This is a genomic window from Roseovarius autotrophicus (genome assembly GCF_018069895.1).
Taxonomy (GTDB): Bacteria; Pseudomonadota; Alphaproteobacteria; order Rhodobacterales; family Rhodobacteraceae; genus Roseovarius; species Roseovarius autotrophicus.
This window is the reverse complement of the sequence record NZ_JAGQDH010000049.1, coordinates 1-4810: the sequence shown is the minus strand read 5'-3', so window position 1 is coordinate 4810 and position 4810 is coordinate 1. Positions and strand designations below refer to the sequence as shown.

5 protein-coding genes are annotated in these 4810 nt (G+C 66.7%); all 5 read right to left on the bottom strand.

The genetic code is table 11. From position 1 onward, the window contains the following. The coding region (locus KAK09_RS18300; RefSeq protein ID WP_210880361.1) for a hypothetical protein at positions 1-422 on the bottom strand (422 nt) is incomplete at its 3' end. Positions 423-488: 66 nt separating this feature from the next. Further along, complete coding sequence (locus tag KAK09_RS18295) at positions 489-1094, bottom strand: hypothetical protein (RefSeq protein WP_210880360.1); 606 nt, start codon at positions 1092-1094, stop codon at positions 489-491. A gap of 55 nt (positions 1095-1149) precedes the next feature. Next, positions 1150-2052, bottom strand: a complete 903-nt coding sequence (locus KAK09_RS18290) for a WD40/YVTN/BNR-like repeat-containing protein (RefSeq protein WP_210880359.1) — start codon at positions 2050-2052, stop codon at positions 1150-1152. Positions 2053-2119: 67 nt separating this feature from the next. Further along, positions 2120-2293: a DUF2933 domain-containing protein gene (locus KAK09_RS18285; RefSeq protein ID WP_210880358.1), complete on the bottom strand. Its 174-nt coding sequence runs from the start codon at positions 2291-2293 to the stop codon at positions 2120-2122. A 50-nt stretch (positions 2294-2343) separates the two neighbouring features. Beyond that, on the bottom strand, positions 2344-4810 hold a 2467-nt coding region (locus KAK09_RS18280), incomplete at its 5' end, for a heavy metal translocating P-type ATPase (protein WP_210880357.1).

Here is a 4810-nt window from a genome sequence, read left to right as displayed (position 1 = left end):
TGCGAAAGCGGGCTCAACCCCGTTCCGAACGGTGGCACCAGCGGCATCGCCTCTGCATAACTCCAGCGCAGGCTGACAGTGGTGTGGTAATATTCCAGCCCCACCGTCAGGATCACGCCCACGGCCAGGAAAACCGCCACCGGCAGGCGCGTCGGTCCAAGAATCCAGTCCCGGCGTCGCACTGCCATGCTCGCGACCCAAAAGGCCGTCAGCGCAATGCCTACATCGCCGACCGTGGCCGACAGGCAGAGCTTGATCGCCTCCCAATGGGCCAGTTCGGACAAGCCTGCGAAGGCGGGCACCTGGACAAACTCCCAGACGAAATGCAGCAGGAACGAAAACAGGGCAACGGGCAATTCGGGGACCACCCCCGGCCTTGCCGGGGCGCGGGCCCTGATCGACGGTTCAGCGGCATGGCGCATGTCTTGCCCCCTTCTGTAGGATGTGATCCGGCCCCGCGCGGCACGGGGCGGCGGGGCCGGGCAGGCTCAGTCGATCCGCCGGAACAGACCGGGGAAGCGGTTGAAGGCGAGGCGCTGCACGAGCGAGCCGTCCACTGTCACGATGTCCGCGACGATGCTGCCATCCTCGGCCTCGGTGATCTCGCCGATCCGAAGACGCGGGTTGCCATGGCGTTCGAGCATATCCGCAAGGAAAGCCTCGACCCGGACCTGTGTCATCTCGGTCGGTGCGCCGGACCCGATGCCGTAAAGCGCGCCGGGGCCAAGCGCGTGGCCACCCATCATGCCTTTCATGCCGCCGCCACCCATCATACCGCCGCCCATCATGCCAGCGCCAGGCATGCCCTCTGCCATCGGGCCGCCACGCATACCGCCCATCATTCCGGACATGCCCCCCTCGCCCATCATGCGCATCATCATCTGCATCATCTCGGGGGTCATCATACCCATCATTCCTGGCATCTGCGCCGTGCCCCCTTCGGGCGGCGGCGCGTCGTTCTCTTGTGGCGCGACCTGCGTGTCAGGGTGATGCTCGGCATGATCACCGCTGTCGGTCTGCGCCAGAGCCGGGGCGCTGAGGGCCAGGACAAGGGCTGCGACGAGGCTTGCTTTCGTTTCGGTCCGGGTGGTCATCTGTTATCTCCTGTCGATTGAGGTAAGGGATCGGGGTGGGCGGTGCGCGATGGTGTCATTTCCTGCCAAGCAGGCGCCAGTCGCGCCCGCCATCCTCCGAGGCAAGAAGCTCGCCCATCTGGGTTGCGGCAAAGACGCGCTCGGGCGCCTGAGGGTCGGTTGCGAAATGCAGCAGGTAGCGCCCATCAAAGCCCGGATGCAGAACCTCCCACGCGCCCCCATCCTCGGAGCGGCGAACCAGGCCCTCACCAAGAACGAAGGCATGAATCATGCCCTCCGCCGTCACCTCGACAAAGCTGACCGGCGCCTCGGCGGGATGTGCGCGGCGCCAGGCCTTTGCCCCGGCCTCGCTCACGAAAAGCCCGGTCTCGGTCGCGGCATACAGCCGCTCGGGATCCCGCGCCGAGGCCGCGATGCCGATCAGCCCCGCCGGGGCGCGAGCGACGCGCTTCCAGCTCCGGCCGCCGTCGCGGCTGCGCTGCAATCCGCCGTGATTGCCCCAGACCACCTCCGGATCGGCCTTGCTGATATCCATCAGGTGAAAATCCACCGGCCCGTCCACGCCATCGGCGATCCTTGTCCAGCTTTTGCCGCCATCCGAAGTGGCGATCACGCCAAGATTGCCCCCCCGCTCGGGATGACCGCTGGCCAGAAAGGCCCCCGGCAAGGCCGGATGGGTAACAAATCCCATCAGGTCGTCGCCGCGCCCCGAAACCTGCGCGGTCACGCCGCTTGCGAGATCAAGCGCATGAAGCCCGTTATGCGTGGCGATCAGCAGGTGGCCGGGCGCCTGCCGGTCCACCGCAAGCCCGTGAACATGGGTGCGCGCGAGCAGGTCTGCCAGCGGCGTCTCGGCGCGGGCAAGCGAATCCACGCCGAGCGCAAGAACGCCGCCCAGCCCCAGGATCCCGATCACGGAAGCCGTCACGACACGGCGTCGGGTGATAATCATCGTCATTGTCTTTCTGTCCTTCTTCAAGGGCCTGCGGCGCGGCGCGTTCGGTGCCATGCTGCGGGCCATCTTTTCAATGTCGGCCGCCCCCATGACCGCGATGCATGAAGACATGCATCACGAGGCAGATCGCGAGCGGCAACACGAACGGCAGGCTGGCCAGCAGGTGCACGCGATGTTCGAAGGCCAGCGCGATCCCTGCAACGGCAAGCACGATGCACACGGCCAATCCGAGCCGGGTGCGCATGAAACCTGCGATCCCCCTGCCCTTGGACGGCCCTGATTCCGGGTATTCCGTCATTTCCTGACCTCCAGCCTGGCGCGTTTCAGCAGCAACGAATTGCCGATCACGGAAAGCGAACTCACGGTCATCGCGATGACGCCGATCATCGGATGCAGCAGACCCACGGCAGCGACGGGAATGGCGGCGAGGTTGTAGAACCAGGCCCAGAACAGGTTCTCGACGATCTTGCGGAAGGTGGCCTTGGACAGGCGGATCGCCTCGACCACCTTGGTCAGCTCGCCCGTGACCAGCGTCACGTCGGCGGCCTCGATCGCCACATCCGCGCCCGCGCCGATGGCGATGCCGACATTGGCCTGTTTGAGCGCCGGGGCGTCGTTGATGCCGTCGCCGACCATGGCGACATGCTGGCCATACGTCTCCTGCAACGCACGGATCGCCTCGACCTTGCCTTCGGGCAGCACCCCGGCCCTGACCTCATCCAGCCCGACCAGTGCGGCGACGTATTTCGCGGTGCGCTCGTTGTCGCCGGTGACCATGACGACATGGATGCCCAGATCGTGCATCGCGGCGATGGCGGTCTTTGAGTCCTCCTTTACCGTATCCGCCACCGCGACCAGCCCCGCCGCCTTGTCACCGATGGCGACCAGCATCGCGGTCTTGCCCTCGGTCTCCAGCGCGACAAGCCGCTCTTCCAGCGCATCGGGGGCGATCCCGGCCTCGTTCAGCAACCGCCGGCTGCCGACGCGCACGGTTTCCTTGTCAACCTCGCCCTGCACACCGCGCGCGGTGATCGCCTTGAACTGCGTGACCTCGGGCACATCCAGCCCGCGTTCACGCGCGCCGGTCACGATGGCCTGCGCCAACGGGTGTTCCGACCCGGCCTCGACCGAGGCGGCGGCGCGCAGCACGCGCGCCTCGTCAAACCCCGGCAGGGCATGGACATCGGTCAGCGCCGGTTTGCCGCGCGTGATCGTGCCGGTCTTGTCCAGCACCACCACCTTGATGTCCTTCAGCGTCTGGATCGCCTCGCCCGAGCGGATCAGCACGCCGCGCTCGGCCCCCATGCCGGACCCCACCATCAGCGCCGTGGGCGTGGCCAGCCCCAGCGCGCAGGGGCAGGCGATGACCAGCACCGCGATCATGGCCAGAATTGCGCCCATCAGGGGCGAGATTTCGGGGTTGACCCAGGGCAGGAAACCCGCGCCCCAGATGAGGATCGGGCGCAGCGTATCCGCAAAAGCCAGCCACGCGCCGAAAGTGCCCAGCGCGATCACCAGAACGGCGGGCACGAAATAGCCGGTCAGCTTGTCCGCCAGTTCCTGAATCGGCACTTTCGATCCCTGCGCCTCTTCCACCAGCTTGATGACCTGTGACAGGAACGTATCGGCGCCGACGCGGGTGGCGCGGATCTTGAGCACGCCCTCCTTGTTGATCGTGGCGCCGATCACGGTGTCGCCCGGCCCCTTTTCCACGGGCACCGATTCGCCGGTGGCGATGGATTCGTCGAGATGGCTGTTGCCATCGACGATCTCGCCATCGGTCGGCACCTTGGCGCCGGGGCGCACAACCATGATGTCGCCGGGTTGCAATTCGGCCACGGGCACCTCGACCTCGGCGCCGTCGCGCAGCACCGAGGCCGTCTTGGCGCCCATGGTGATCAGCCGCTTGATCGCCTGGCTGGCGCGACCCTTGGCGCGGGTCTCAAGATAGCGCCCGACAAGGTGGAAGGTCATGATCGTGGCGGCCATCTCGATGAAAGAGGTCATCGGCCAGATGAACCCCGCCAGTCCGATCAGATAGGGCGGCAGGCTGCCCATCGAGATCAGCACATCCATATTCGCCGTGCGGTTGGTCAGCGACCGCCAGGCCGAGACATGCGTGGCCCAGCCGCCGAAAAGGAACACCACCGGAAAGGCCAGCAGCGCGACCATGACCAGATAACCCGGAATGGGCTGCCAGAACATGTGCGGCCCCATCAGGAGCATGATCAGCGTGGTCGGGATGGCAGCGACCCACAGCCGCTTCCAGGCGCGGGCGAGGTAGCGGTCCTCCGAGGCGGCATCGCTGGCGTGGTCGGGCGCCTGGCCCTCCTCGAGCGCGTCCACCTCGTAGCCCGCGCGCTCGATGGCGGCGCGGATCGCCTGCGCGTCGGTCTTGCCCGCATCGAAGGACACACGCACCCGGTGATTGCCGATATTGGTGGCGAGTTTCTCGATCCCCGGCAGACGGCGGATGGAGTCCGCCACGATCCCGGCGCAGTGATCGCTGCCCATCCCCGGCACCGTCAGACGAACCTCGCGCGGGCCGCCCGCCCCTTCGACATCATCGACTTCATAGCCGGCCCGTTCGACGGCCGCCTTCAGATCGGCCGGTTTGAGACGGCCCGCATCATAGGTCACCCGCGCGCGATGCGCGGCGATGCTGGTCCGGATTTCCTGCACACCCTCCAGCCGCTCAAGCGATGTGCGCACGATCCCCGCACAGTGATCGCTTCCCATGCCGGGGATTGTGAGCGTGGCG